General features: G+C 34.0%; 24 protein-coding genes. 22 read left to right on the forward strand and 2 right to left on the reverse strand.

Annotated features, from left to right (window positions below; genetic code table 11):
* Positions 1-11: 11 nt before the first annotated feature.
* From metG to ABD859_RS04840, 13 genes are all read left to right on the forward strand, one after another.
* The gene (metG, locus tag ABD859_RS04780) at positions 12-2,069 is read left to right on the forward strand and encodes a methionine--tRNA ligase (RefSeq protein ID WP_345140991.1); all 2,058 of its coding nucleotides are present in this window, start codon (positions 12-14) and stop codon (positions 2,067-2,069) included.
* Positions 2,070-2,313: 244 nt separating this feature from the next.
* Positions 2,314-2,589: a hypothetical protein gene (locus tag ABD859_RS04785; protein WP_345140993.1), complete on the forward strand. Its 276-nt coding sequence runs from the start codon at positions 2,314-2,316 to the stop codon at positions 2,587-2,589.
* Positions 2,590-2,756: 167 nt separating this feature from the next.
* Entirely contained in the window at positions 2,757-4,121 is a 1,365-nt protein-coding gene (locus ABD859_RS04790) for an AAA family ATPase (RefSeq protein ID WP_345140996.1), read from the forward strand.
* Entirely contained in the window at positions 4,122-4,808 is a 687-nt protein-coding gene (locus ABD859_RS04795) for an RloB family protein (RefSeq protein ID WP_345140999.1), read from the forward strand. It begins immediately after the preceding gene.
* Between the two features lie 172 nt (positions 4,809-4,980).
* On the forward strand, positions 4,981-5,541 hold the full coding sequence (locus tag ABD859_RS04800; protein WP_345141002.1) for an NfeD family protein: 561 nt from the start codon (positions 4,981-4,983) through the stop codon (positions 5,539-5,541).
* A gap of 16 nt (positions 5,542-5,557) precedes the next feature.
* Entirely contained in the window at positions 5,558-7,075 is a 1,518-nt protein-coding gene (locus tag ABD859_RS04805; protein WP_345141004.1) for a flotillin family protein, read from the forward strand.
* Positions 7,076-7,199: 124 nt separating this feature from the next.
* Positions 7,200-8,090 carry a DMT family transporter gene (locus tag ABD859_RS04810; RefSeq protein WP_345141007.1) on the forward strand — a complete coding sequence of 297 codons (891 nt, stop codon included), beginning with the start codon at positions 7,200-7,202 and terminating at the stop codon, positions 8,088-8,090.
* 168 nt (positions 8,091-8,258) lie between these two features.
* On the forward strand, positions 8,259-8,966 hold the full coding sequence (locus ABD859_RS04815; RefSeq protein WP_345141011.1) for an HAD family hydrolase: 708 nt from the start codon (positions 8,259-8,261) through the stop codon (positions 8,964-8,966).
* Positions 8,966-9,598 (forward strand): CatA-like O-acetyltransferase, encoded by a 633-nt coding sequence (locus ABD859_RS04820; RefSeq protein WP_345141014.1) that lies wholly within the window; start codon positions 8,966-8,968, stop codon positions 9,596-9,598. The genes ABD859_RS04815 and ABD859_RS04820 overlap by 1 nt, the downstream gene beginning before the upstream one ends.
* A 108-nt stretch (positions 9,599-9,706) precedes the next feature.
* Complete coding sequence (locus ABD859_RS04825; protein ID WP_345141016.1) at positions 9,707-10,843, forward strand: OmpA family protein; 1,137 nt, start codon at positions 9,707-9,709, stop codon at positions 10,841-10,843.
* Positions 10,844-10,996: 153 nt separating this feature from the next.
* Positions 10,997-12,448: a hypothetical protein gene (locus ABD859_RS04830; protein ID WP_345141018.1), complete on the forward strand. Its 1,452-nt coding sequence runs from the start codon at positions 10,997-10,999 to the stop codon at positions 12,446-12,448.
* A 94-nt stretch (positions 12,449-12,542) separates the two neighbouring features.
* Entirely contained in the window at positions 12,543-13,061 is a 519-nt protein-coding gene (locus ABD859_RS04835) for a ferritin (protein WP_345141020.1), read from the forward strand.
* Positions 13,062-13,419: 358 nt separating this feature from the next.
* Complete coding sequence (locus tag ABD859_RS04840; protein ID WP_345141022.1) at positions 13,420-14,112, forward strand: DUF2461 domain-containing protein; 693 nt, start codon at positions 13,420-13,422, stop codon at positions 14,110-14,112.
* Between the two features lie 85 nt (positions 14,113-14,197).
* Here ABD859_RS04840 and ABD859_RS04845 read toward each other — a convergent pair whose 3' ends face one another.
* A complete protein-coding gene (locus ABD859_RS04845; protein ID WP_345141024.1) occupies positions 14,198-14,530 on the reverse strand; it encodes a single-stranded DNA-binding protein in 333 nt (110 codons plus the stop codon).
* Positions 14,531-14,702: 172 nt separating this feature from the next.
* Between ABD859_RS04845 and ABD859_RS04850 the strand changes: the two genes are divergently transcribed.
* Genes ABD859_RS04850 through ABD859_RS04860 form a run of 3 tightly spaced genes read left to right on the forward strand, consistent with a single transcriptional unit; the run spans position 14,703 to position 18,978 of the window.
* A complete protein-coding gene (locus tag ABD859_RS04850) occupies positions 14,703-16,229 on the forward strand; it encodes a carbon-nitrogen hydrolase family protein (RefSeq protein ID WP_345141026.1) in 1,527 nt (508 codons plus the stop codon).
* A complete protein-coding gene (locus ABD859_RS04855) occupies positions 16,229-16,576 on the forward strand; it encodes a hypothetical protein (protein ID WP_345141028.1) in 348 nt (115 codons plus the stop codon). Before ABD859_RS04850 ends, ABD859_RS04855 begins: the two co-directional genes overlap by 1 nt.
* A gap of 11 nt (positions 16,577-16,587) precedes the next feature.
* Entirely contained in the window at positions 16,588-18,978 is a 2,391-nt protein-coding gene (locus ABD859_RS04860) for a M28 family peptidase (RefSeq protein ID WP_345141030.1), read from the forward strand.
* Between the two features lie 58 nt (positions 18,979-19,036).
* Here the strand turns inward: ABD859_RS04860 and ABD859_RS04865 are convergent, their stop codons facing one another.
* Positions 19,037-19,432 (reverse strand): rhodanese-like domain-containing protein, encoded by a 396-nt coding sequence (locus ABD859_RS04865; RefSeq protein ID WP_345141033.1) that lies wholly within the window; start codon positions 19,430-19,432, stop codon positions 19,037-19,039.
* 146 nt (positions 19,433-19,578) lie between these two features.
* On the opposite strand from ABD859_RS04865, the gene ABD859_RS04870 reads away from it, so the two are divergent.
* From ABD859_RS04870 to ABD859_RS04895, 6 genes are all read left to right on the forward strand, one after another.
* Positions 19,579-20,478: a LysR family transcriptional regulator gene (locus ABD859_RS04870; protein ID WP_345141036.1), complete on the forward strand. Its 900-nt coding sequence runs from the start codon at positions 19,579-19,581 to the stop codon at positions 20,476-20,478.
* The gene (locus ABD859_RS04875) at positions 20,466-20,921 is read left to right on the forward strand and encodes a GNAT family N-acetyltransferase (protein WP_345141039.1); all 456 of its coding nucleotides are present in this window, start codon (positions 20,466-20,468) and stop codon (positions 20,919-20,921) included. The genes ABD859_RS04870 and ABD859_RS04875 overlap by 13 nt, the downstream gene beginning before the upstream one ends.
* A gap of 56 nt (positions 20,922-20,977) precedes the next feature.
* The gene (locus ABD859_RS04880) at positions 20,978-21,802 is read left to right on the forward strand and encodes an SDR family oxidoreductase (RefSeq protein ID WP_345141042.1); all 825 of its coding nucleotides are present in this window, start codon (positions 20,978-20,980) and stop codon (positions 21,800-21,802) included.
* Positions 21,803-21,876: 74 nt separating this feature from the next.
* Positions 21,877-22,353, forward strand: coding sequence for a methylated-DNA--[protein]-cysteine S-methyltransferase (locus tag ABD859_RS04885; RefSeq protein WP_345141045.1), 477 nt, complete (start codon positions 21,877-21,879; stop codon positions 22,351-22,353).
* A 142-nt stretch (positions 22,354-22,495) separates the two neighbouring features.
* Positions 22,496-23,209, forward strand: coding sequence for a 3'-5' exonuclease (locus ABD859_RS04890; protein WP_345141048.1), 714 nt, complete (start codon positions 22,496-22,498; stop codon positions 23,207-23,209).
* A 92-nt stretch (positions 23,210-23,301) separates the two neighbouring features.
* On the forward strand, positions 23,302-24,375 hold the full coding sequence (locus ABD859_RS04895; RefSeq protein ID WP_345141055.1) for a winged helix DNA-binding domain-containing protein: 1,074 nt from the start codon (positions 23,302-23,304) through the stop codon (positions 24,373-24,375).
* Positions 24,376-24,405: the final 30 nt, after the last annotated feature.

Raw genomic sequence — 24,405 nt, forward strand, 5'->3', positions numbered from 1 at the left:
AAATTTGAAAGATGATACAGAATCCAAAAAGATATACCATTACGGCGGCATTACCTTACACAAACGGACCAATTCATATTGGTCACTTGGCTGGGGTTTACGTGCCTGCTGATATATATTCGAGATACCTGCGCCTGCAGGGAAAAGACGTTGCATTTATCTGCGGAAGCGATGAACACGGTGTTGCAATCTCAATGAAAGCCAAAAAAGAAGGAATTACACCACAGCAGGTTATTGATAAATATGATGGAATTATCCGTAAATCATTTTCAGATTTCGGGATTTCATTCAACAATTATTCAAGAACTTCGGCAAAAATTCATCACGATACGGCTTCGGAATTCTTTAGGACTTTGTATGATAAAGGCGATTTTATTGAAGAAGTTACAGAACAATTGTACGATGCAAAAGCAAATCAGTTTTTGGCAGACCGTTTTGTTGTGGGAACTTGCCCAAGATGTAATCATGACGGAGCTTACGGAGATCAGTGCGAAAACTGCGGTTCTACTTTAAATGCGACTGATTTGATTAACCCAAAATCGACTATTACTGGAGAAACCCCAATTTTAAAATCAACAAAACACTGGTTTTTACCTCTTGATCGTTACGATGCATTTTTGCGCGAATGGATTTTAGAAGGTCATAAAAATGATTGGAAAACCAATGTTTACGGACAAGTAAAATCATGGATCGATGCAGGATTAGAACCTCGCGCAGTAACGCGTGACCTTGACTGGGGAATTGATGTTCCGGTTGAAGGTGCCGAAGGCAAAAAACTATACGTTTGGTTTGATGCGCCAATTGGGTACATTTCATCAACAAAAGAATGGGCTGCACGCGAAGGAAAAGAATGGGAACCTTACTGGAAAGATCAGGATACAAAACTGGTTCACTTTATTGGGAAAGACAATATTGTTTTTCACTGTATTATTTTCCCGGCAATGCTTAAAGCAGAAGGAAGCTATATTTTACCAGATAACGTTCCGGCAAATGAGTTCCTGAATTTAGAAGGAAACAAACTTTCGACTTCTAAAAACTGGGCAGTTTGGTTACACGAATATTTAGAAGAATTCCCGGATAAGCAGGATGTTTTACGTTACGCATTAACATCAAACGCGCCGGAAACAAAAGATAACGACTTTACATGGAAAGATTTCCAAGCTAGAAATAATAACGAATTAGTTGCCGTTTTCGGAAACTTCGTAAACCGTGTTGTAGTTTTAACCAACAAATATTACGAAGGTATTATTCCAACTCCAAATGAGTTTACAGAAATCGACGAAGCAACTTTAGCAGAATTAAAAGCATATCCGGCTGTAATTGCAAGTTCGGTTGAGCGTTACAGATTCCGTGAAGCTCTTGGTGAATTAATGAATGTTGCACGTTTAGGAAATAAATATCTTGCCGACGAAGAGCCTTGGAAGGTTATGAAAGACAATCCAGAGCGTGTAAAAACGCAAATGTATGTGGCGCTTCAAATCGCTGCTGCTTTAAGCGTTTTATCTGAGCCGTTTTTACCTTTTACAGCTGCTAAACTTTCAAAAATATTGAAAAACGAAGGCAGTATAAAATGGAGTGATGTTGCAGATAATTCAGAATTAATTGCATCTGGACACCAAATTGGCGAAGCAGAATTGCTTTTCGCAAAAATAGAAGACGAAGAAATACAAAAACAAATAGATAAATTGGAAGCAACAAAAACAGCTAATCTTGCAGAAAACAAACAAGCTGAACCACAAAAAGATTTAATTCAGTTTGAGGATTTTGCAAAAATGGATATTCGTATAGGAACTATTCTTGAGGCAGAAAAAATGCCAAAAGCAAACAAACTTTTAGTTCTTAAAGTAGATACGGGAATCGATGTCCGCACGATTGTTTCAGGAATTGCTGAAAGTTTTTCTCCAGAAGAAATTATTGGAAAACGCGTTTCTGTTTTAGCAAACTTGGCTCCGAGAGCTTTACGCGGTGTTGAAAGTCAGGGAATGATCCTGATGACAACAAATGCAGAAGGAAAACTGGTTTTTGTAAATCCAGATGCTGATGCACCAAATGGAGCGACTGTAAACTAAAAGTTCTTTTACAGAATCGAAATATTAAAAACATGAGAAATTTCTCATGTTTTTTACTTTTATATACGTTTATAATTGTATGTTTGTAGTGACTAAATTTCTGTAGACTTTCAATAAAAACTTATTAGAAGTTAACAATAAGCGAACCCTTGTTATGGTGAAGGAGCAGGAAACTGCCCTAAATCTATCTACGGATATTTAGTCACACCTAAAGCGAGGGTTTCGTGCGTTTAATATTTTCGAGATGACTAAAGAAAATGAAAAAACAACAGAAACCGCTGTAATGACAGCAATGGCACAATTTCTTTCAGACCTTTGGTTTGTAGATGATTTTAGAGAACATCCTGAACATTTGTCTGAAATTTTCGAAACCATTTTGCTGACTGAAATGGGCAACGATCAAGATTTGAGAATCAGAATGATTAACTCCATTAGAGCCAGCAAAATGCTGAATGAAACTCTCGGACAGTTTTCTGATAATGAAATTGAAAAGGCTTGTAGTAAATTCGTTGCAATTTAAAAAATCCTAGAAAGCGTGAAATCCCAAAATGGATTTCATGCTTTTTTATTTTAAATATTTAATGCAAGTTAATATTTTCGAAAAAATCGTTCAGGAATTTTTTTTACCATTAATATATTCGTTATTTTACTTCAAAATATAATTTTTAACGAAAAAATCGTAAAACCATGCTTATCCGTTTTGTTGTCAGTAATTTTATGTCTTTCAAAGATGAGACAGAATTTAACATGCTTCCTGCAAAAGGAAATGGATCACGCCAGCTTACAAATCACATAAAGAAAACTAAATCTGGTGTCGAAGTTTTAAAAACAGCTGCGATTTATGGTGCTAATGCTGCAGGAAAAAGTAATTTAGTAAGAGCCATATCTTTTCTAAAATCAATTGCTATAAATGATGTGGAATTGTTAGTGCCCCAAAGCAAAAGATTCAGATTAGATAAAATTTATCTTGACAAACCTTCAACATTTAGAATTGAATATGAATATCAAGGAATTCATTTTGATTACGCTGTAGAAATTTTAAAAGGAAAAATTAAGGAAGAATGGCTTTATTTAATAAATTCTGTTAAAAATAATAATGAAGAATTATTATTTAAAAGAATTGACAATGAAGTTGAATTCGGAAAATATTTTAAAGATATAAATGACATTAAGTTTGCTAAAAAATTTCTAAAAAAACAGCTGAAAGAAAATGAAACTGTTTTAAATAATTGTTATTTACTCTTAGAGAGCAACAATATATTAGATAAAATAATTGAAGCATTTTCAAAATTACATTTAGTTTTTCCCAATTCCATAAATATTGCATTTACCGAATCTGCACTGCTGGGAACTAAAAAGTTAGATTTCATAAACGCAATACTTCTAAATAGTAAAACTGGAATTGAAAAAATTATAAGAAGGAAAATTGATGCAGATTTATTTTTTGGTTTGGATGACATAAATATAAAGAACAATTTAATTGATGAATTAGAATCCGATATTCAAAACAATGAAAATAAAACAAAGAAAAATGCAATCGTATTTAAATATAGAGAGAAGCATTTTAGTTTTATAAAGGACAATAACAACTATTTTGTTTTGACATTATCAACCAAACATGAAAACTCTAATTTCATGTTTGATTTTCATGAAGAATCAGATGGTACAAATCGACTATTCGAACTTGCTCCTGCTTTTGAAGAATTACTGCACGAAAATGATTCTGTATATATAATCGATGAATTAGAAAGAAGTATGCATCCTTTACTAGCAAAAGAACTGTTAAAAACATATTCTTTAAATTCAAAAACTAATAGTCAACTGATTTTTACAACTCACGAAAGTCATTTATTAGACGATCATATATTACGGAGAGATGAAATTTGGTTTACAGAAAAAAAGTCCGATGGTAGTACCGAATTCTATCCTTTAAGTAATTTTAATCCTCGTGGTGATAAGGTTTTAGAAAGAGGATATTTAGAGGGAAGATATGGCGGAATTCCATTTTTAGGTGATTTTTCAAAATTAATATCAGAAGAAAATCTTTCATAAATGGAGCGTAAAAGATTTACACTAGATGATTATAATAAAAAAGAATCATTTAAAGATGCAACTAAATTCTTCATTGTTTATGAAGGAGAGGATAAAGAGCCAAAATATTTTGGAACATTTAATAATTTGTTTTTTGAACCTAAAAAAGCGAGTATTTTACACGTGTTTGAAAAAGATACAAATGTTGTTGGTTCTCAACCCAAAAAATTAATCGAAAGAGCAAAATCATTTATCGAAAACCCTCCTAAAGATTTACCAGTAACCCCTTCAGCAGAAGACAAATTTAGATTTGTGCTTGATGTAGATCAACATCCACCAGAAGAATATCCAGAATTAAAAGCATATTGTGAAAGTCTAGTTGATGCAAATTTATTTATAAGTAATTATTGTTTTGAGATTTGGCTTTTATTCCACTTAGATGAACGAGAAAACATTCAATGTACAACTAGTAAAGAATCAAAAACAGAACTTGGTGAAAAACATACCACTTCAAAAATCAAAAATTACCCTAAAGGATATTTAACTCCTGATCTAATTTTAAAAGCGATCGAAAGAGCCGAAAAGGCAGATATCAATAAAGATAGCTACTTCCCTGCGGTAAAATCTACAAAAGTATATCTCTTAATGAAAGAGCTTTTAAGATACTCCTTAATTAATAAAGAAGTTATAGAACCGCAAGCACCATAATACAAGAATATAAATTCTTTTTAAAACAGTATTAAAAGCGTGAAATTTCAAAATGAATTTCACGCTTTCTTATTCTACAAATACTTGTAAATACATTTTTTCCTGAAATTAGTTTTCTTTCATAAAAAATAAGATATTAGCACCAAATGTTATTCGTAAAAAATCAAACATTATGGAGCTATTAGAAAGTTTACCAGTCTTATTAAAATCTTTTTGGTACATCGCAATTCCAACAAGTTTAATTTTTCTAATTCAGACTATTATCACCTTTACAGGTCTTGACGTTGCCGATGGTTTTGATACCGACTTTCATGCTGATGCACACGACGGCGATTTTCAATTGTTTTCACTTCGAAACCTCATCAATTTTCTTTTAGGTTTTAGCTGGACCGGAATTTCTTTTTATTCTACAATTGGCGAACATACTTGGTTTTTAATTGTTCTGTCGTTTGTTGTTGGTGTTTTATTTGTGCTTTTGTTTTTCTTCGTAATCAAACAAGTTCAAAAACTGGCCGAAGACAATTCTTTTCAAATCAATAATACTTTAAATAAAACCGCCGAAGTGTATTTGACCATTCCCGAGAATAAAACCGGGAAAGGCAAAATTCTAATCAGCGTAAATGGTGCTTTTCATGAACTTGAAGCCATGACCGAAAGTGACCGAATTCCATCAGGATCATCAGTAAAAGTCATTAAAGTAGAAAACAACATTTTAATTGTAGAAACCATATAACATAAATAAAATGATAATGAATCCAATTATTCTAATTGCAGTTGCGGCAATAGTTCTATTCGTAACCATTTCGGCATTAATATCGAGGTACAAACGCTGTCCTTCAGATAAAATCTTAGTTATTTACGGGCGCACCGGCGGCACATCGGCACGATGTGTACACGGAGGCGGTGCTTTTATATGGCCGGTAATTCAGGATTATGCATTTCTGGATTTAAAACCGCTTTCTATCGAAGCCAATTTAACCAATGCATTAAGCCGTCAGAACATTAGAGTCGATGTTCCCTGCCGATTTACAATTGCAATTTCTACAGAATCAGACAGTATGAATACAGCAGCCGAAAGATTATTAGGCTTGTCGTATGAACAAGTTCAGGAATTGGCAAAAGATATTTTATTTGGGCAATTGCGTTTGGTAATTGCAACTATGACCATTGAAGAAATCAACTCAGACCGTGATAAATTCCTTGATAATATTTCTAAAAACGTTGACAGCGAATTAAAGAAAATTGGTTTAAAACTAATCAACGTTAACGTTACCGATATTAGAGACGAATCTGGCTATATCGAAGCTTTAGGAAAAGAAGCTGCAGCAAAAGCAATCAACGAAGCAAAAATCAGCGTTGCCGAGCAGGAGAAAATCGGGGAAATTGGTAAGGCTCTTGCCGATAGAGAAAAAGATACTCAAATCGCAGAAACACACAGAGACCGTGACGTAAAAATCGCCATTACGCAAAAAGATAAAGAAATCAGTATTGCTACTGCTTCTAAAGATGAAACAATTGGTAAAGCAGAAGCGGCAAGAGATACAAGGGTAAAAACTTCTGAAGCCAACGCTATTGCGATTCAGGGAGAAAACGAGGCAAAAATTGCGATCGCAAACTCTGAAGCAATTCGTAGAGAAAAAGAAGCAGAATCTTTGCGTATTGCAATTGCTGCAGAAAAAGTACAACAAGCAAAAGCACTTGAAGAATCATATCTTGCAGAACAAAAAGCCGAGCTTGCACGTTCTGAAAGAGAGCGTTCTACACAAATTGCAAACATTGTTGTTCCTGCCGAAATTGCCAAACAAAGAGCGATTATTGAAGCTCAGGCAGCAGCAGAAACTATTAGAGAAAATGCACGAGGTGAAGCCGATGCGATTTACGCTAAAATGGAAGCCGAAGCAAAAGGTCTTTTTGAAATCTTAACCAAACAGGCAGAAGGTTATAAAGATGTTGTTGCTGCTGCAGGCGGAGATCCAAGCAAAGCATTCCAGCTTTTATTATTAGAAAAACTTCCTGAACTTGTTAAAACGCAGGTTGAAGCCGTTAAAAATATTAAAATCGATAAAATTACGGTTTGGGATTCTGGAAATGGTCAGGGCGAAAATGGTTCAACTGCCAACTTTGTTTCGGGCATGATGAAAACCGTGCCGCCATTAAATGATTTATTCAACATGGCCGGATTAAACTTACCAACGTATTTAAAAGGCGAAGATATTCCAGAAGCTCCTTCGGCAGCAACAGCAGAAGTTGTAGAGGATAAAGAATAAACTTTTACTTTTTAAAATAAAAAAAGCGTGAATTGGTTAATATTTTTAATTGATTCGCGTTTTTTGCTTTCAAAATATTCGCTTTCTCAACTATCTTTGAAAAATAATACAAGAATAAAATACAATGAAAATTACCAAACCAAGATTAGCTCTAATCTGCGGTATTCTCTGCATTTCAATTTTTCCAATATTGGTAAAATTACGTTTAACTCCGGGATTAATTTCGGCTTTTTACAGAATGGCTTTTGCAGTTACTTTACTATTACCTTACGTTATATTTAGTAAAAACTTTAAACTTCCAAGTTTAAAATTCACACTTTTGGCAGCACTTTGCGGCGTTATGTTTGCCTCAGATGTGGCGGTTTGGAATATCGCCATTCAGGCATCAAGCGCGACTCAGGCTTCTCTGCTTACTAATTTATCTCCGGTTTGGGTTGGTGTAGGTTCATTTTTCTTCTTGAAAACAAAACCTGCAACGAATTTCTGGATTGGAACTCTCGTGGCTTTATTCGGAATGATAACTTTAGTTGGATTTGAGTTTTTTATCGATTTAAATTTCGATAAAGCCTTTCTGTTTGCTGTTTTATCAGGAATCTTATATTCGATTTACCTTTTGGTAAGCAAAAATGTGTTATCTCAGGTTGATGTATTATCGTTTATGACAATTAGTTTATTGGCTTCCAGTATTTATTTGGGAATTTTATGTTATTCGCTAAACGAACCCTTCACCGGATTTTCTGATACCGGCTGGTTTGTATTAATTTTACAGGCCGTGATCTGCCAATTGTGTGCGTGGCTTTCGATTAGTTATGCCACACAGCACATGCGCGCAACGAGAGTTTCGCTTAGTTTATTAAGTCAGGCAGTAATTACCTCCATTTTGGCTTGGTTGTTTTTAGAAGAAAAAATAACTTTACAAATGGTTTTCGGCGGTATCATTTTACTTTTCGGAATCCGAATCACGTTTTATGATAAAACTATTTCTTTAAAAAGACTGTTTTCAAAGAACTCATAACATAAAAATTTAGTGTAAATTCGAGGAATTCGAGACAAAAAAAGTTTCAAGCAGATCACGCAGATTGAGCGGATTTATTTTAATCTTTTTTAATGAATGCATATAAATTGGTGAAATTCGTGTCAAGAACTTGAAACCTGAAACAAAACACACTTCAAACAAAAAACCATGTTACATAAAAGCAAAATACCAAACTTAAAAGTAATCGCGTTTGATGCCGATGATACTTTATTTGTAAACGAACCTTATTTTGAGGAAACCGAACATAAATTCTGCGCTTTGATGGAAGATTATCTTTCGCATCAGGGCATTTCGCAGGAATTATTTAAAATTGAAATTGCCAATCTCCCATTATATGGATATGGAATCAAAGGTTATATTTTGTCAATGATTGAAGCGGCCATGAATATTTCAAACAACACTATTCCGGTTGAAGTTATTGGCAAAATCATTCAATACGGAAAAGAACTGCTTGAAAAACCAATAGAACTTCTGGACGGAGTCGAAGAAACACTGCAGGCACTTCACGGAAAATATAAACTGGTTGTTGCCACAAAAGGCGATTTAAAAGATCAGCACAGCAAACTGCATCGTTCAGGTTTAGGACATTATTTTCACCATATCGAAGTGATGTCAGACAAACAACAGATTGATTATCAAAAACTGCTGGGACGTTTAGAAATTCAGTCAAGCGAATTTTTAATGATTGGAAATTCATTAAAATCAGATGTTCTTCCAGTTTTGGAAATTGGCGGATATGCCGTTCATATTCCGTTTCATACCACTTGGGAACACGAAAAAATAAATCACAAAGTCGAGCATAAACATTTCAGCTCATTTGAAAAGATTACTGAGGTAGTCCATAATTTACTATAATGAAAACACTTTTAGACTTAGAAAACTGGAATAGAAAAGAACATTTTGAACATTTCAGCCGAATGGAAGAACCTTTTTTTGGCGTTACTGTCGAAATTGACTGTACAAAAGCCTATAAAACGGCCAAAGAATTAAACGCTTCTTTCTTTATTTTCTACTTGCACAAAACTTTAACTGCCGTAAACTCAGTCGAAAATTTTAAATACAGAATTTCCGAAGGCAAGATTTATAGTAACGATCGAATTGATGCTTCGGCTACAATTGGACGTGAAGACGGAACTTTTGGATTTTCTTTAATGGAGTACAATCCTGATTTTAGAATTTTCGAAAAAAATGCTTTGGCAGAAATCGAGCGCATTCAAAACACAACCGGCCTTTTTACAAGATCTTTTGAAGATGATAATCTGATTCATTTTTCGGCAATTCCATGGATAAACTTTACTTCGCTTACACACGCCCGAAGTTTCACATTTCCAGACAGCTGCCCAAAAATATCATTTGGAAAAATGATAACTTCAGAAACCGGAAAACGAACTATCGCAATGTCAGTGCACGTTCACCATGGTTTAATGGACGGAATGCATGTAGGACGCTTTGTAGATAATTTTCAGGAAGTCATGAATGGGAAATAGCATTAATCTTACATTTTTACCTTATTTTAATATTCTAATGTCTTTTACTGGACATTGTAAGCAGCAATAAATTCGTTGGTTTGAGGAAAATTTTAAAACTCAATTACAATGAAAAAAATTGTTATTACTCTGGCGTTTGCTTTAGGGTTAATTCATGTAAATGCGCAAACAGAAAAAACTGCAGACAGCTATAACAAATGGTCTGTAGAATTATCAGGGGGATTAACTAAACCTCAGCGACCATTTTCTGCAGGTTATGCAACTAACACTTTAGGTCCCTGGACTGGAGACTTAGGAGTTCGTTATATGTTTAACAACAAATTTGGTCTTAAGGCAGATTTTGGATACAATAGTTTTACTGCAAAAGGCAGTTCTATCGATTTTGATTCAAAATACTACCGAGTAGATTTACAAGCAGTTGCTAACTTAGGCCGTATCATGAATTTTGAAACGTGGACTAACACTTTTGGTTTATTAGGACATGCTGGTTTTGGTTACGCTCAATTAAAAAGCGACAGCTTTAGAGGATCAGACGAAATGGGTAACTTTATTGCTGGTGTAACCGGACAAATAAGATTATCAAACAGAATCGCTTTAACGGGAGACTTCTCTACTATCTTAAACGCTTCTCAGGACCGTTCTTTTGATGGTGCTTATCTTGACGGCAACAGAGGATTTTCTGGATTAATGTTCAACGGAACTGTTGGTTTAAACATTTACTTAGGTAAAAATGCTAAGCATGCAGACTGGACCGTAATTTCTGAAAATGTTGATCTTAGAGATTACGACAACAAAATTGCTGATCTTGAAAATCAAATCAAGAACATTCCTCAATCAAAACAAGTTATCGTAGAAAAACCGGTTACAACAACAACAAATGTAGTAAGCGATAAAGACATTGTTAAAGAAATGATCAACGATAAATACTACAGTGTTTATTTCGATTTTAACAAAGCAACTCCAATTGAAAATTCAACTGCTGCGATTGATGTGGTTTTAACTTACTTAAGAAAAAATCCATCTGCAAATCTTGATATTATTGGATATGCTGACCAAGTTGGAAAAGCTGAATACAATGAAAAACTATCTAACCACAGAGCAAACAATGTAAAAACTATCTTTGAAAAAGCTGGAATTGCATCTTCAAGATTAAATGTTGTGGCTTCTGGAGCAGATACTTCAATTCAAAAAGATTCAGAAGAAGCTAGAAGATTAGCAAGAAGAGTTACTTTTAAAGTAAACTAATTTTTTCTGATCATTAAAAATCAAGTCCTTAAGAAATTTCTTAAGGACTTTTTTTTGTTTCTTTAATTATAAAACGACTCCTATTCTGCTCTACTGAAATTACATACAGTTTATTTCGTTAAATTTGGAATGATATTTGACGCTTAGAAATTCATGAAAAAACTATTACTTATCTCGCTTTTACTCTCTAAATCAGTACTGATAGGTCAAACTGTATTAAACTCTTTTCCCTTAAATTTAAATAACCCTTTAGATGAAGGGCAGATTCTAAATGCCGAAGATGTAAAAACCCATGATGTTTATGTTTTTGCATCAGATGATAAAAAAACTACCATTTTAAAATATAATAAAGCATTATTCCTTACCACTCAGTTTACTGATTCTATCAAATTTGCTTTAAATAGAGATTTAATAGGTTACAGTATTGGCGAAGACAAAAATCCTTTGTTGTATTGGGCTTCATTTAATTTGAGAAATATACGTATTGTCAAATATTTCCCTGAAGCTAAAACTTCGAGGTCACTAAATTTTGATTTTCCCGATAATCTTGAATACATTATAACCTCATTTCAAAAAGATAATGCTTTTTATCTTTTGGCAAAAGAAAGAGCCCAGCAGCATCTTCTTCTTTATAAATTTGATAATGGAAACTGCGAAATAAAGATGTTTGATTTTTCTTCTTTCGCATTTCAGAATGGAGGAGGCAAAAGTTTTTCTTTCAGTACTCTTATTCGGTACTACCCCATCCAAAAAATGGATTTAAATGATTTTAATCCTTTAGATAAAGCTGCTGCAATCAATAAAATGTATGTTTTGGATAATCATATCATTTTAACGCTGGATTATAATTCTAAAAAAACACAAGTTTTCGATCTTAATCTGGAGACTTCAGATGTTAACGAAAAGTTTTTCAATCTGCCTGTTTCTAAAAATCCTGCTCAAACCGCAAATTCATTTTATTACGACAAAAAGTTATTTCAGCTGGCTGCCAATAAAGAAGAATTTTTGTTTGATATAAAAGATTTTGATTCCGGAAATAGTATTAAAAATTTTACCGCATCAAAAAACGATACAATTCGGTTTAAAAACTCTCCTTTTTTAGTTCAGACAGATAATAACCGACCTCAGGAAATAAAAAACACAGCCAAATTTATTAGGAACTTAGCAAACCTGGGTGCCGGGGTTTCTGTAACTAAAAATGGTGAAAATAATTTGGTTACCCTTGGTGGTTACATAGAATACATAGATACTGATTATTTATACAGCAAAGAGGAAATTTTAAATTTTCCGGGTATGCGTACACAAAGCAAAATGGTTTATTTTGATTCTATGCTAAATAAAAATTTAGATTTTGTAAAAAATGAAAAGCCAGAACCTTTAGCAACAGACAACTTATACTATTTTTTAAATATCAGCAAGAATATCACATTGCAAAACACACTAAAACTTAAAGATTTCTACATTTTAAGTTATTATGATTCTGCATTAAGACAGCTTGTTATGCGAAAATTTACTGATGGTTTTACAAACGACATTGGAAATCCAATCATGAATAAGGCGATATTCTCAAATCCGGCGTCGTTTGGGTCTATAAAACCCCGTTAAGGCTATTGAGATTTTATGACAATGTCTCAATGTTTTCAGGGTTTGAAAAAAGGGTTTGGATTATTTTTTTTAATTTTACAAAAAAGACATCATTATGCTATCAAAAAATATTGAATCAGCTTTAAATAAGCAAATCCGCATAGAAGCAGAATCTTCTCAAACCTATCTTTCTATGGCTTGCTGGGCCGAAGTACACGGATTAGAAGGAATAGCTCAATTCATGTACACACAGTCAGACGAAGAGCGTGCGCACATGCTTAAATTGGTAAAATATGTAAACGAACGAGGAGGACATGCTCAGATTACAGATTTAAAAGCGCCTAAAACAAGTTATTCTACTTTTAAAGAAATGTTTGAGGAACTTTACAATCATGAACTTTTTGTTTCACAATCGATCAACGAATTAGTACACATTACTTTTGAAGATAAAGATTATGCAACACATAATTTCTTACAATGGTATGTTTCTGAACAAATCGAAGAAGAAGCAACGGCTAAATCTATTTTAGATAAAATCAACTTAATTGGCGATGATAAAGGCGGACTTTACTTGTTTGACCGTGATATTCAGCAATTAACAGTTACGAGTTCAATTGCTATTAATCCAAAATAAAAAAGTTAAAGTTTATTTAGAACGCTTAAAAATAACTTTTTTCGTTTATATTTGTCTCTGTTTTTACTAATACAGAGGAAAATTGGGCAAGAAAGAAAAAGACAAGGACAAGAAAAAGGATAAAAAGAAAAAAAAGAATAAAGATATCCTTGACAAAATCAAGAAGATTGAAAATTGTAAATCTTCTTGCTGCGAGAAATATAAAAAAAGCGAAAAGAAACGCTGCACACGCTGTCCTATGTTTGATTTAATCAAAAAAACTGCTTAACGATATATAAAAAACCCACCAAGAAATCTGGTGGGTTTTTAATTTTACTTACATTCGTCTTCTGGTTTTTAAAAAATTCCTTATCTAATTATGAAAAACAGTGTTGCGATACCCAAATCAAGTCTTGATTTTTTACATAAACTTAAAAACAACAATAATAAACCGTGGTTTGACGAAAATAAACCGAAATATTTAATCGAATTAAACCACATTCAAAACTTTGCAGATGCTCTGCTCAAAGAACTTTCTAAAACCGATGTTCTGGAAACACAATCGGGTAAAAAGAGTGTTTACAGAATTTACCGTGACATTCGTTTTTCTAAAGACAAAACTCCGTTTAAGACTTTTTGGGGAGGAAGTTACACTCGCGCAACAAGTGCGCGACGCGGTGGTTACTATTTCCATCTTGAAAAAGGAAACAGCTTTTTTGCCGGCGGTTTCTGGGGACCCAATGCAGCCGATTTAAAACGTATAAGAAGTGAGTTTGCCCACGATCATGAATCTTTTAGAAAAATTTTAAATTCGAAAACTTTCATTGAAACTTTTGGAACTCTGCAGGGCGAACAGCTTAAAACTACACCAAAAGGATTTGATGCAGATCATGAAGCTATAGATCTACTGCGCTTTAAACAGTTTTTAATCATAAAACGTTTTACTGACGAGGAAGTATTGAGCCCGCAGTTTTTAGATCAGGCATTGCAGACATTCATACACATGAGACCTTTTTTCGATTATATGAGCGAAGTTCTGTCGACAGATATAAACGGTGCTTCAGTTTTATAAACATTAAAATATTAAACCCGACAGTTTTTTAAAAACCTGTCGGGTTTGTTTTTACTGATACTTACTTTCGTGGTTTTATCAAAGATTATTTACTAAGTAGTAAAATTTCATTTACTACCACTTCTGTAATGTATTTTTTTTCTCCGTTTTTGTCGTCGTAGCTTCTGTGAGTCAATTTACCTTCAACGGCAACTTCTTTACCTTTTACCACATATTTTTCGATAATTTCAGCTGTTTTTCCCCACGCTGTTACGCGGTGCCATTCTGTTTGCTCTACTTTATCGCCTTTATCATTTCTGTAAACTTCGTTTGTAGCGATTGTTAAATGAGCCAGCTTTTTACCGCTTTCTAATGTTTTAATTTCAGGATCGTTACCTGCGTTACCAATTAATTGTACTCTGTTTTTCATTGCATTCATGGCGTATACTATTTAAATGTTCATATAAAATTGTTGATTAATTCAACGTTGCAAAGTTGCGCCAACCCGCAAAAAATATTCGGTTACAAACTATTTACTTTCGGTTGTAATTATTTGTAAGCGTTTGTAAATGGAATTTATTTTTGCTATATTTGAGATAAATCGTACATATATGCAGACAGAAATTAAAAAAGTTGAGTTACGAAACCTTGCATTTGAAGATTACAAACAATTGAAAAATTCAATGGTTGAATCGTATCCAGAAATGGCCAACTCCTATTGGAGATCAAACGATATAAAAAAATTACTTTCAATATTTCCCGAAGGACAGTTAGTAATCTTAGTCGACGGCGTAGTGGTAGGCTCGGCATTATCACTTATTGTAGATGAAAAACTGGTTGACAAAAGACACAATTACAGACAAATTATTGGTGATTACACATTCTCGACCCATAATCCTGACGGTGAAATTTTATACGGGATTGATGTTTTTATTCATCCAAATTATCGTGGCTTGCGTTTAGGCCGACGTTTATATGATGCCCGAAAAGAACTTTGCGAACAACTGAATTTAAAAGCTATTGTTTTTGCAGGCAGAATTCCAAATTACAGCCAGTATGCCAAAAAGTTTTCGCCAAGAAATTATATCGAAAAAGTAAAAGACAAAGAACTTCATGATCCGGTGCTTTCTTTTCAGCTGAGCAATGATTTTCACGTGCTTAAAATACTTAAAAACTATCTGGAAGGCGACGAAGAATCTAAAGAATTTGCTGTTCTTCTGGAATGGAACAATGTTTATTATGATGAAAGTCCTAAGTTGATTAATTCTGAAAAAAGTATTATTCGTTTAGGATTAATTCAATGGCAGATGCGTCAGCTGAACAATGTTGAAGCCCTTTTTGAACAAGCAGAATTTTTCATTGATGTTGTTTCAGGTTATGGAAGTGATTTCGCTCTTTTCCCGGAACTTTTTACAGCACCATTAATGGCCGACTTTAATCATTTATCTGAAGCGGAAGCGATTCGTGAACTTGCCCGACATTCAGAACCTATTAGAAAGCGTTTTCAGGAATTTGCTATTTCATACAACATCAACATTATAACCGGAAGTATGCCGCATCTTGAAAACGGTATTCTGTACAATGTTGGCTTTTTATGCAAAAGGGACGGAACTTCTGAAATGTATTATAAAATTCATATCACACCAAACGAAGTCCATCATTGGGGAATGAAAGGTGGTTCTGAATTTAAGACTTATGATACCGATTGTGGTAAAATTGGAATTTTGATTTGTTATGATGTCGAGTTCCCGGAACTTTCAAGATTATTGGCAGATGAAGGAATGAATATTCTTTTTGTTCCATTTTTAACTGATACTCAAAATGCTTATACCCGAGTAAAACACTGCTCGCAGGCACGTGCTATAGAAAACGAGTGTTATGTGGCAATTGCCGGCTGTGTTGGAAATCTTCCAAAAGTTAACAATATGGATATTCAATATGCACAGGCATCTGTTTTTACGCCTTCTGATTTTGCTTTTCCAAGTAACGGAATTAAAGCCGAAGCCACTCCAAATACAGAAATGACTCTAATTGTTGATGTTGATCTTAACTTGCTGAAAAATCTGCATGAACATGGAAGCGTACGAATCTTAAAAGACCGAAGAAAAGATTTATATCAAATTAACAAAACCAAATAATGAGAACATGTCTTGAATGCTCTGAAAAACTTGTAGGACGGGAAGATAAAAAGTTTTGTTCAGATGGCTGCCGTAATGCCTACAACAACAAAATAAACAAAGACAGTAATAATTACATGAGAAATGTAAATAATAAACTACGAAAAAATTATCGTATTTTATCAGAGCTGAATGTTGAGGGAAAATCAAAGGCAACAAGGGATAAAATGATTAACAAAGGCTTTGATTTTGATTTCTTTACTAATATCTTGCAGACCAAAACAGGCAATACCTACTATTTCCTGTATGACCAGGGATACAGGTCTTTGGACAATGATTATTATATGCTTGTTAAAAAAGAAATTTAGATGTATTTACCATGAGAAAAAACCCCACCTCGATTCTCGCAATAATCTGCATTCTAGCATTATTAGCTATTATTTATGCGACGATGATGCCTCAATACATTTCAAAAAATGACGAAGCTCTCGCTGATTTTTCTACAGAAAGAGCTTTAAATCAGGTTGAAATTATAGCACAAAAACCTCATTATGTAGGTTCAACCAATCACGAGCTCGTAGCTAATTATCTTAAACTTGAGCTAAACAGAATTGGACTAGAGACTAGTGTTCAGGAAGGTTTCACACTTAATGACAAAGGTCTTCTGGTAAAATCTAAAAATATACTTGCCCGAATTAAGGGAACCAATAACACAAAAGCACTTTTACTTCTTTCACATTACGACAGTGCACCGCATTCGTTTTCAAAAGGTGCCAGCGACGATGCATCTGGAGTTGCTACAATTCTTGAAGGAATCAGAGCTTTTTTATATGCTAAAGAACCTCAAAAAAACGATATCATTATTCTTTTTTCAGATGCTGAAGAATTAGGTTTAAACGGAGCAGCGCTTTTTGTAAACAAACATCCATGGGCAAAAGATGTTGGTTTAGTTTTAAATTTTGAAGCAAGAGGAACTTCGGGGCCAAGTTATATGCTGATGGAAACCAATCAGGGAAATCAGGCACTTGTACAAGAATTCACTAAGGCAAAACCTTCTTATCCAGTATCAAACTCATTGATGTACAGCATTTACAAAATGCTTCCTAACGATACTGATTTAACTGTTTTTAGAGAGCAGGGAAATATTCAGGGATTTAATTTCGCTTTTATCGACGGACATTACAATTACCACACACAACAGGACGATGTGCAGCATTTAAACAAAATGACACTCGCTCATCAGGGTTCTTACTTAATGCCGTTACTAAAATACTTTGCAAACGCTGATTTAAATCAAACCGCTTCAACAGAAGATTATGTTTATTTCAGTGCTCCGTTTTCTTTCATAAGCTATCCTTTTTCATGGGTAATGCCAATGACATTAATCGCTTTTGGGCTTTTGGTAATTTTCCTGTTCATTGGAAAAGCCAAAAGAATGATTTCTGTAAGAGAAATATTCAAAGGTTTTGTACCGCTTTTAGGTTCTGTAATTATTGCTGGTCTGGTTACATTTTTAGGATGGAAAATCATTTTAGAAATTTATCCGCAGTATTCAGATCTGTTAAACGGCTTTACTTATAACGGCCACGCTTACATTGGCGCCTTTGTAACTTTAAGCATTGCGATATGTTTCGCTTTTTACCATCATTTTTCTGATGCTAAAATAACAATGAACCATTTTATCTCGCCGCTTATCCTTTGGATTATCATAAACGGATTTTTAGCAAACAGCTTAACTGGCGCAGGTTTTTTAATTATTCCGGTATATTTTGGAATTCTTTTGTTTGGTATTTTTGTTTTCACGCAGCATTACAGCTTAGGAATGAATCTGCTTTTCAGCATTCCGGCTTTAGCCATTGTTGCGCCGTTTATTGTAATGTTTCCAATTGGTTTAGGTTTAAAAATACTTTTTGGAAGCGCAATTTTAACGGTTCTGCTTTTTGGATTATTATTGCCAATATTCAACACTTTTGCAAAAAAAGGTGCATGGATCATGGTTTTCTTTGCTGTTTCTATAGGATTTTTTATTTACGCAGGATATCATTCCAACTACGAACATGGAAAAGCAAAATCCAACAGTTTGTTATATGTTTACAATGCCAATACCAATTCTGCTGTTTGGGCAACTTACGACGTAAATCTTGATGAATGGACTAAATCGTATTTAGGCGAAAAAACACAAAAAGCGGTTGGATTAAACAGTCTGCCAATTGCCAGTAAATACAATTCTGGATTTACATACAGCGCTATTGCTCCGGTTATAGAAGTTCCAAAACCAACCATTTCTTTCTTAAAAGACAGTGTTGTGGGCAATAACCGATATTTACAAATCAAGATTACGCCAAATAGAAAAGTAAACCGTTACGATATTTATGCCAATCCAAAAATGACGTTTTACAACTTTAAAGCAAACGGAGTTTCGACTTCTGACGCAAAAGGAAATCGTCTGGAAAGAGACGGCATGAAACTTTTATGCTACTATGTTGTAGGCAATGAACCACTTGTAATGGATTTCTATATCAACAAATCGTCTATTTTTGATATGGATTTAATTGAAAGTTCTTTTGATTTAATGACAAATCCACTTTTAAAAGTAAAACCAAGAAGCGACTGGATGATGCCGACACCTTTTGTTTTAAATGATGCCGTAATGATTCAGCAGAAAATAAAACGATATACACCTCCGGTTAATCCGCCAATTCAGCCCGCACCAATTAAAGACAGTGCCACAATTGTAAAAGACAGTTTAAAACCGGTTGTACAACCGTAATTTAAATTTCAAAAAATAAAAAAAGCAGACTTTCTAATCGAAGTCTGCTTTTTTGCTTTTAGCAAGCACATTCAAATTTTAGACCTTCCGTTTTTCCTTTTGTGCCTTCGGTTGCATAACCGTCAAACTTCCACCACTCGATACCGCCCATTAATTCTTTCACTTTAAAACCCAGTTTCGCCATATTCAAAGCACCTTTTGTCGACGCGTTGCATCCAATTCCGTCACAATATGTCACATACAAAATATCGCGGTCTAAATGTTTGGTGGATTCTGCATTCATTTCGCGATGCGGAATATTTATGGCATTCGGAATATGTTCTGCTTCAAACCCAAAAGCTTTTCTGGCATCAAGAGCTATTACTTTTTCACCGTTGTTAAGTGCATCAAACAAATCTGAAGGATCCATTTCAAAAGCTAACTTATTCTCGTAATGTTTAATTTGTGCTTCCATTTTAATTGTGTTTTAATGATTTTGTTTTCCAAAAGTAGATTATCAATCCACACCATAAAAACGAAAAGAATTCATGAAACGCATTAGTTTTTTTCATGTAAAGCCACTTCAAAATTTTGTTACTTTGTTGTATTAATCCTCGCAAAATGGAAATACGTCATTTAAAATTGATAAAAGCAATTGTTGAAGAAGGCAGCATTACAAAAGCTATTGATAAACTTCATTTGACACAATCGGCATTAAGTCATCAGCTGAAAGAAGCCGAACATCAATTAGGTACGGCCATTTTTTTAAGAACCAACAAAAAATTGGTTTTGACCAAAGCGGGCGAAAAAATCTACGAACTGGCTAATGAAATTCTTCACAAACTCTCAGAAACCCAATCGCAGATTAAGCAAATGGTTTTTGGCGAATACGGCGAAATCAGAATCAGTACCGAATGTTTCTCGGGGTATCACTGGCTTCCGTCGGTTTTAAAACAATTTCATCTTTTATATCCCAACATCGAACTTAAAATTATAACCGAAGCCACGCATATTCCGCTTCAAAAACTTCTGGACAACACCATAGACATTGCCATTGTAAGCGATATTACTAAAGACAGCAATATAAAATATACCGAATTGTTTCAGGATGAAGTTGTAATGGTGGTTTCTGAAAATCATCCCTGGGCCGATAAGAAATATGTTGTCGCCGAAGACTTCGTAAACGAACATTTACTAATCCATTCGCTTCCGCTGGAAACGGTTACCATACATCAGTTTTTTTTGGCTCCAGCCAAAGTAACACCAAGAAAAATTACACCGCTTCCATTGACCGAAGCTTCTCTCGAAATGGTAAAAGCAGAAATGGGCGTTATGTCAATGGCAAAATGGGCATTACAGCCACATTTAAAGAATAATTCTATTAAAGCCGTAAAAGTGGGTAAAAATGGCCTAAAACGGAAACATTTTATCGCCACACGAGCCAAAGAAAATCTTCCGGAATACTTTGAGCATTTTATCAATTTTTTACAAACCGAAATTAACCTTTTATGGAATATTTAATAAGAAACTGCGAAATAACCGATTTACCCAAACTAATTATACTATTAGAAAAACACGCCCAATTTGAAAAAGCCGAATTTTCTCCTGAAGGAAAAGAAGAAGGCTTGAAAAAAGCGCTTTTTGGTAAAAATCCGAAATTGTACTGTTTGGTAGTGGCTGCAAAAGAAACTGTTGTTGGTTATACGTCGTATACTTTTGATTTTTCAACCTGGGATGCTGCCCATTTTTTATACATGGATTGTTTGTTTCTTGAAGAAGAAGCACGAAGTTTTGGAATTGGCGAAGTTTTAATCAACAAACTAAAAGAAATCGGAACCAAAAACAATTGTGTTAACATACAATGGCAGACACCTCAGTTTAATGAAAGAGCCATTAAGTTTTACAACAGAATTGGTGCAAAAGGCAAAGACAAAGTGAGATTTACTTTAGATTTAAATCTATAAAACATCAAAAAGAAACCTCGGTATCTTTGTACCTTTGTTACTTTGAACCATAAAAAATGAAACAAATAAGCATATTAGGTTGTGGCTGGCTCGGTCTTCCTTTAGCAAAAAGACTAATTCAAAAAGGACATTTAGTAAACGGTTCTACAACTTCAGAAAACAAACTTGCTATTTTAAAAGAAGCTGGAATAAATCCGTTTTTGGTTACGCTTGAAAGCGAAAGTATTTCTGAAAATATCATTGATTTTTTAGCCGAAAGCGAAATTCTTATTATTGACATTCCGCCCAAATTAGGCAGAAAACCTGCTGATTTAGAAACAGCTGCAAAAATGGAATTTGTACAAAAAATAAAAAATTTAATTTCGTTTATAGAACAATCTACTGTTTCAAAAGTTCTTTTTGTAAGTTCGACTTCGGTTTATGGAGATCAAAACGAAACAATTACAGAACAAACAACCGCAATTCCAGAAACAGAAAGCGGCAGACAATTACTAATTTCTGAAAACGTATTACTCGAAAACAAAAATTTTAAAACCACTATTCTTCGATTTGGCGGATTAATTGGCGAAGATCGCCAGCCTGTTAAGTTCTTGGCCGGAAAAGAAAATCTGGAAAATGGCGACGCTCCGGTAAATTTAATTCACCAGAATGACTGCATCAAAATCATAGAAGAAATCATAAACCAATCGAAATGGAATGAAGTTTTTAATGCCTCTGCTCCTTTTCACCCAACAAGAAAAGACTTTTATACTCAAAAAGCAAAAGACTTAAATCTGGTTTTACCTAAATTTAGTTCTCAAAAATCGAACATTAAAAAGATAATTTCTAGTGAAAAAGTGGAAACCGTCTTAAATTATAAATTTAGACTGGAGGATTATTAAGTTTGAAACAAACATCGTTTAAAAAAACTTTGCGAACTTTGTGATAAACCTTAATACCATTGCGGTTAAAAAATATGGAAACAGTATATATCAATTCGCCTTTAGGAATCACCAAAATCATTGGAGATGAAAACGGCATTGCGGTAATTTCTGTTTCAGATGTGGGAACAAATGAGGTTTCGAAAACTATTCCAAAAGTTTTACAGGATGCAGTTTTGCAGTTAAATGAATACTTTGAAGGCAAAAGAACTAATTTTGATCTCAAACTAAATCCGCAGGGAACAGAGTTTCAGCAGAAAGTATGGAAAGCGCTATTGGAAATTCCGTATGGAAAAACAGTCAGCTATATGGATCAGACCAAAAAGCTGGGTGATGTAAAAGCAATTCGTGCTGTAGCATCGGCAAACGGTAAAAATCCGTTATGGATTGTCGTTCCTTGTCACCGCGTTATTGGCACAAACGGATCTCTAACAGGTTATGCCGGCGGGCTTTCCCGAAAAAAATGGCTTTTGGAACATGAAAGTCCTTCGCAGCAACAAAGTTTATTTTAGTTTTAGCCACGAATTACACTAATTTGCACTAATTTTAAATACTTTTGCTTAAACAATAAAGTAAGATAATTCCTTTGTTTTGTGTTCTCTTTTCGAAAAAGAATCAACGGAAATTAGAGTAATTCGTGCAGTCTCAAAAAATATGATTGAAAAAATAAATCTCAACAACATTCTCTTTCTTGATATAGAAACAGTTCCCGAAGAGGAAAACTTCAATTCGCTAGATGCAGAAATGCAGTCTTTATGGGATATTAAAACGCAATATCAGCGAAAAGACGATTTTACCCCTGAAGAATTTTATGAACGTGCCGGAATCTGGGCTGAGTTTGGAAAGATCATTTGTATTTCTGTCGGTTATTTCACGATTAAAGGTGATGTTCGTAATTTCAGGGTTACTTCGTTTTTTGGTGAAGAAAAGAAAATTTTAAAAGACTTTTCTAACCTGATTAACAATCATTTTAATCAGCCTCAGCATTTAATGTGCGGACATAATTCGAAAGAATTCGATATTCCGTTTATTGCCAGACGAATGATTATTAACCAAATGCCTATTCCGGATAAATTGAATTTATTTGGAAAAAAACCGTGGGAAGTCCCGCATTTAGATACTTTAGAATTATGGAAATTTGGTGACTATAAACATTTTACATCTTTAAAACTCTTAACTAAAATTCTGGGTATTCCATCTCCAAAAGGCGATATCGACGGTAGTCAGGTTGCAAATGTTTTTTATGTCGAAAAAGACATAGACCGAATTATTACCTATTGTGAAAAAGATACCATTGCCGTAGCGCAGATTTTCCTTCGCCTTCGCAGAGAAGATCTGCTGATTGAAGATGAAATTATTCATGTATAGTTATTCTTGCTGCTAAGGTTGTGAAATTCTGAGATCATAAGTTTTTATTTAAGTAAATTAATATAACTTAATGTTTTTAAATTATTTAGAATATGAAAAGTGAAGAAATATCACATCATCGAATGGTTTCACAAAAACTGTATAATGTAGAAAAATGCTCGCCGCAGGAAATTGTAAAACATTTTGGAGCAATGCAGGCTCAGGATTATGCAATGGCAAAATGGGCAGTTGGCTGCAGATGTGAAGCTTCTGAAAAAGAAATCGAAGAAGCTGTAAACTCAGGTAAAATAATCCGAACTCATATTTTACGACCAACCTGGCACTTTGTTGCAGCCGAAGATATTTATTGGATGCTTGATTTATCTGCTCCTCAGGTAAAACGTTTTACAATTTCAGCCGCCAAAAAATATGGCTTTGATACTCAAAAACTAGACAAAACTCTTCATTCAATACAAAAGTTATTATCTGGAAATAATCATTTAACCCGAGACGAAATCATGCAGGAACTCGATATTAAGAAAACTTCGAAAGAGGATTTTCTTAGTGCCGCGATTATAATGCATGCAGAATTGGACGGTTTGGTGTGCAACGGAAAAATGAAAGGCAAACAAATCACTTATGCACTTCTTGAAGAACGTGTAAAAAATCCAAATTCAAAACTCACAAAAGAAGAAGGTCTTGCAAAACTCGCTTTGCGTTATTTTGAAAGTCACGGTCCGGCAACGTTACAAGATTTTTCCTGGTGGTCTGGTTTTCCGCCTACAATCTGCCTAAAATCTATTAACGCAATTAAGTTGCAATTAAATTCTATTGAGATTGAAAACCAATATTATTACTTTAAAAATCAAGCTTTTGACAATAATAAATCTATTGAAAGCGTTCATTTTCTTCCCGCTTTTGATGAAATTTTGATTTCTTATAAAACACGCGAAGCTTCTTTCTTGGCAGATCATCAATCGAAAGTTTTTACCAATAATGGTATTTTTAAACCCATAATTTTAGAAAACGGAAAAGTAATTGGAATATGGAAACGAACCATTAAAAAAGATCACGCAAAAATAGAAACGGATTTTTTCAATGAAACCGAGAGTTCTAAAAAAGAAGTTTTATTTGAAGGAATAAAAGCTTTTGAAAATTATCTGCAGACAAAAGTTGTGATTGAATAATTATATTTCGCTCAGCTGGAGTTCTACAAA

Source organism: Flavobacterium ginsengiterrae, assembly GCF_039539785.1.
Lineage (GTDB): Bacteria > Bacteroidota > Bacteroidia > Flavobacteriales > Flavobacteriaceae > Flavobacterium > Flavobacterium ginsengiterrae.

What these genes read in the sequence shown, in the direction of transcription:
- ABD859_RS04845 (WP_345141024.1), bottom strand. Translation starts at nt 14,530, where the DNA reads ATGAATGCAATGAAAAACAGAGTACAATTAATTGGTAACGCAGGTAAC.
- ABD859_RS04815 (WP_345141011.1), top strand. Translation starts at nt 8,259, where the DNA reads ATGTTACATAAAAGCAAAATACCAAACTTAAAAGTAATCGCGTTTGAT.
- ABD859_RS04895 (WP_345141055.1), top strand. Translation starts at nt 23,302, where the DNA reads ATGAAAAGTGAAGAAATATCACATCATCGAATGGTTTCACAAAAACTG.
- ABD859_RS04810 (WP_345141007.1), top strand. Translation starts at nt 7,200, where the DNA reads ATGAAAATTACCAAACCAAGATTAGCTCTAATCTGCGGTATTCTCTGC.
- ABD859_RS04790 (WP_345140996.1), top strand. Translation starts at nt 2,757, where the DNA reads ATGCTTATCCGTTTTGTTGTCAGTAATTTTATGTCTTTCAAAGATGAG.
- ABD859_RS04830 (WP_345141018.1), top strand. Translation starts at nt 10,997, where the DNA reads ATGAAAAAACTATTACTTATCTCGCTTTTACTCTCTAAATCAGTACTG.
- ABD859_RS04865 (WP_345141033.1), bottom strand. Translation starts at nt 19,432, where the DNA reads ATGGAAGCACAAATTAAACATTACGAGAATAAGTTAGCTTTTGAAATG.
- ABD859_RS04825 (WP_345141016.1), top strand. Translation starts at nt 9,707, where the DNA reads ATGAAAAAAATTGTTATTACTCTGGCGTTTGCTTTAGGGTTAATTCAT.
- ABD859_RS04890 (WP_345141048.1), top strand. Translation starts at nt 22,496, where the DNA reads ATGATTGAAAAAATAAATCTCAACAACATTCTCTTTCTTGATATAGAA.
- ABD859_RS04880 (WP_345141042.1), top strand. Translation starts at nt 20,978, where the DNA reads ATGAAACAAATAAGCATATTAGGTTGTGGCTGGCTCGGTCTTCCTTTA.
- ABD859_RS04850 (WP_345141026.1), top strand. Translation starts at nt 14,703, where the DNA reads ATGCAGACAGAAATTAAAAAAGTTGAGTTACGAAACCTTGCATTTGAA.
- ABD859_RS04855 (WP_345141028.1), top strand. Translation starts at nt 16,229, where the DNA reads ATGAGAACATGTCTTGAATGCTCTGAAAAACTTGTAGGACGGGAAGAT.
- ABD859_RS04795 (WP_345140999.1), top strand. Translation starts at nt 4,122, where the DNA reads ATGGAGCGTAAAAGATTTACACTAGATGATTATAATAAAAAAGAATCA.
- ABD859_RS04785 (WP_345140993.1), top strand. Translation starts at nt 2,314, where the DNA reads ATGACTAAAGAAAATGAAAAAACAACAGAAACCGCTGTAATGACAGCA.
- ABD859_RS04800 (WP_345141002.1), top strand. Translation starts at nt 4,981, where the DNA reads ATGGAGCTATTAGAAAGTTTACCAGTCTTATTAAAATCTTTTTGGTAC.
- ABD859_RS04840 (WP_345141022.1), top strand. Translation starts at nt 13,420, where the DNA reads ATGAAAAACAGTGTTGCGATACCCAAATCAAGTCTTGATTTTTTACAT.
- ABD859_RS04885 (WP_345141045.1), top strand. Translation starts at nt 21,877, where the DNA reads ATGGAAACAGTATATATCAATTCGCCTTTAGGAATCACCAAAATCATT.
- ABD859_RS04870 (WP_345141036.1), top strand. Translation starts at nt 19,579, where the DNA reads ATGGAAATACGTCATTTAAAATTGATAAAAGCAATTGTTGAAGAAGGC.
- ABD859_RS04860 (WP_345141030.1), top strand. Translation starts at nt 16,588, where the DNA reads ATGAGAAAAAACCCCACCTCGATTCTCGCAATAATCTGCATTCTAGCA.
- ABD859_RS04835 (WP_345141020.1), top strand. Translation starts at nt 12,543, where the DNA reads ATGCTATCAAAAAATATTGAATCAGCTTTAAATAAGCAAATCCGCATA.
- ABD859_RS04805 (WP_345141004.1), top strand. Translation starts at nt 5,558, where the DNA reads ATGAATCCAATTATTCTAATTGCAGTTGCGGCAATAGTTCTATTCGTA.
- ABD859_RS04820 (WP_345141014.1), top strand. Translation starts at nt 8,966, where the DNA reads ATGAAAACACTTTTAGACTTAGAAAACTGGAATAGAAAAGAACATTTT.
- metG (WP_345140991.1), top strand. Translation starts at nt 12, where the DNA reads ATGATACAGAATCCAAAAAGATATACCATTACGGCGGCATTACCTTAC.
- ABD859_RS04875 (WP_345141039.1), top strand. Translation starts at nt 20,466, where the DNA reads ATGGAATATTTAATAAGAAACTGCGAAATAACCGATTTACCCAAACTA.